Below are 1,957 nucleotides of genomic sequence, written 5' to 3'. Positions count from 1 at the left end.
AATGTCCCTTCTCGCCCCGGGGGTCGCTGGGGGTGGGGGGCCGCGGGTCCCGCCCGGCCCGCCCGCCCGCCCCGGGGGCCCCGGGGCGCCCGCGGCGCGTCGGCGGTGGAAGTCATGTCGGACATTGTCCCCGAACCTAGGCGGTCCCGGCCAACTCGGGTTCACCCGCCGGCGCCGGCGCCGCCACCGGGGCCGCGGCGCGGCCGGGCATCCAGCGCAGCACCACGAGGATGCCGACGGCGGCGACCGCTGCGGCGAGCCCCGCCGCCCAGTGCATCGCGGCCACGAAGGCGTCGTCGGCCACCGCGATCAGCTGCGGCGCCGCCGGCCCGAGCTGACCCGCCGCGGCGTACGCGCCGGAGATCGACTCGCCGGCCGCCTCGCGCGCCCCGGCGGGCAGGTCCCGCAGCGCGGAGTCGACGTCGGCCCGGTAGACCGCGGAGAGCACCGACCCGAGCACCGCCACGCCGAGCGCGCCGGCCACCTGCCGGACGGTGTTGCTGACCGCCGAGCCGACCCCGGCCTTCTCCCGGGGCAGCGCCGACATGATCGACTCCGTGGCCGGGGGCATGATGTTGGCCATCCCGACGCCCTGGAGGAAGAAGAAGACCAGCACCACCCAGATCGGGGTGCTCTGGCCGACGAAGGCGAACGCGCCGAGCGCCACCACGGTCAGCGCCAGCCCGACCACGGCGACCGCCTTGCCGCCGTACCGGCGGACCATCGCCGCGCTGCGCGGGGCGAAGACGAGCTGGGCCACCGCGAAGGGAAGGAAGAGCAGGCCGGTCTCCAGCGGGCTGTAGCCGCGCACCAGTTGCAGGTAGAACGAGCTGAAGAACATCACGCCCATCGCGGCGAAGAAGATCAGCCCGACGATCGCCACCGGGGCGGCGAAGCGGGGCACCCGGAACAGCCGCACGTCCAGCGACGGGTGGTCGCTGCGCCGCTCGTACGCGACGAACCAGGCCAGCACCGCCAGGCCGCCGAGGATCGCGGCCCAGACCACCGGGCGGTCGAAGCCGTGCTCGCCGCCGTCGATGATGCCGTACGTCAGGGCGACCAGGCCGACCACCGACAGCAGCACGCCGACGACGTCGACGCGTCCCGGGTTCGGGTCCCGCGACTCGGGCACCAGGATCGCCACCAGCACCACCCCGAGCGCGACCACCGGCACGTTGATCAGGAAGACGGAGCCCCACCAGTAGTGCTCCAACAGCGCGCCGCCGAGGATCGGGCCGATCGCCACCGCCAGGCCGACCGCGCCGGCCCAGACGCCGATCGCCCGGCCCCGCTCCCGCGGGTCGAAGACGTTGGAGATGATCGAGAGCGTGACCGGCATGATGGCCGCGCCGCCCACGCCCATCAGCGCGCGGGCCGCGACGAGTTGCGCCGGGCTCTGCGCGTACGCCGACAGCGCCGACGCCAGCCCGAAGAGCACCAGGCCGATCAGCAGGAAACGCTTGCGCCCGGCGCGGTCGCCGAGCACACCGAAGGTGAACAGCAGGCCGGCGAAGACCAGGGTGTAGGAGTTGATCGACCACTCCAGCTCGCCCTGGCTCGCGCCGAGGCCGTGCACCGGGTCGGCGAGCGTACGCAGCGCGACGTTGAGGATGGTGTTGTCCAGGACGACGACGAGCAGGCTGATCACGAGCACCCCGAGGATCGCCCACCTCCTCGGATGTCCGGTGTTCTCGTGCGGTTGCATCTCTCTGGTTCTCCCCCCGGCCCCGTTTCGATACGGGTCATACTCGTATTTGGTGTCAGCGTAGGGGCTGGAGTTTCGATACGGAACCGGTTCGTTTCTTGTGTGGCCGCGGTCACGTGCGCTGTGCGGTCTTGGTGGGCGGGCTGCCGTGCGGTCGCGTTTGGGTGTTGGGTTTGCGGTGCGTGGGGTGGTGGGGGTGTGGCCCGCCGTGCCCGGCTCCGGGCGGTCAGGCTTGATCCCTGCGCCGGGCAC

At 73.0% G+C, this 1,957-nt stretch carries 1 protein-coding gene; it reads right to left on the bottom strand.

All coding sequences use genetic code 11. The features are described 5' to 3' along the window. Nucleotides 1-136: 136 nt before the first annotated feature. On the bottom strand, nucleotides 137-1,705 hold the full coding sequence (locus AB0L34_RS33705; protein ID WP_357463996.1) for an MFS transporter: 1,569 nt from the start codon (nucleotides 1,703-1,705) through the stop codon (nucleotides 137-139). Nucleotides 1,706-1,957: the final 252 nt, after the last annotated feature.

The sequence above is a fragment of the Micromonospora sp. NPDC052213 genome (assembly GCF_040679695.1).
Lineage (GTDB): Bacteria > Actinomycetota > Actinomycetes > Mycobacteriales > Micromonosporaceae > Micromonospora.
Note: the sequence above shows the minus strand (reverse complement) of the source record. Positions and strands in the feature narration are given on the sequence as shown.

Bases quoted from the DNA above. Each gene is read 5' to 3' on its own strand.
- AB0L34_RS33705 (WP_357463996.1), bottom strand. From the start codon at position 1,705: ATGCAACCGCACGAGAACACCGGACATCCGAGGAGGTGGGCGATCCTC.